Source organism: Curtobacterium sp. P97, from assembly GCF_023712445.1.
Taxonomy (GTDB): Bacteria; Actinomycetota; Actinomycetes; order Actinomycetales; family Microbacteriaceae; genus Curtobacterium.
Genome location: NZ_JAMAYF010000033.1, coordinates 1 through 673 on the forward strand (window position 1 = coordinate 1; position 673 = coordinate 673).

1 protein-coding gene is annotated in these 673 nt (G+C 70.4%); it reads right to left on the bottom strand.

Features of this window, described 5'->3' with window-relative positions:
* Positions 1 to 84: 84 nt before the first annotated feature.
* Positions 85 to 438, bottom strand: a complete 354-nt coding sequence (gene flgB, locus M3677_RS16780; protein ID WP_308201990.1) for a flagellar basal body rod protein FlgB — start codon at positions 436 to 438, stop codon at positions 85 to 87.
* Positions 439 to 673 lie beyond the last annotated feature (235 nt).

Genomic DNA, 673 nt, shown 5'->3' on the forward strand with positions numbered 1-673 from the left:
TGGCGATGTTGTCCGAGACCGCGTCGAGGAACTTGCGGTGCAGCGTCATCCCCGAGCCCGCGATGCGCAGGGCGTCGAACGCGCTCACTGGGTCCTCATCGCGGCGCTCAGGAGGTCGTACTTGCCGTTGAGGGCCTGCAGCGCGAGCTGGTAGCGCATGCCGGTCTCGGTGGCGATGACGGTCTCGGAGTCCAGGTCGACGTTGTTGCCGTCGGTGCGGGTCGCCGCCAGCGAGCGGCTGACCGTGCCGCCGCTGACGACGGGGGTCTCGCCCGACGCGAGCTCGGACTTGAGGTTGGACTCGAAGTCGGTCCGGCCGGCCAGGAAGCCGGGGGTGTTGATGTTGGCGATGTTGTCGCTGCTGACCCGCTGCCGCTCCGCCAGCCCGGTGAGGGCGGCGTGCAGCGTGGTCATGGTGGTGTCGGAGATGCCGATCACCGGACGTCCGTCCGACCGGGCGTCGTGCGCGCCATCACTACCTCCGGGTGCCTCGCGGGACCCTCGGGGAGGTGGGTCCGTCGCGTGCAGCCTTCATCGGCAGTGCGCGGGCCCGTCGTGACCATCGTGGCCGTGGCGACGTGTGTGACGACCGGGACGGGACGGGCGCAGGGGGGACCTGGGGTGGTACCGGGACGATCGGCCGAGCGGTCGAGATGTTGAGTCGTGCCAGGAG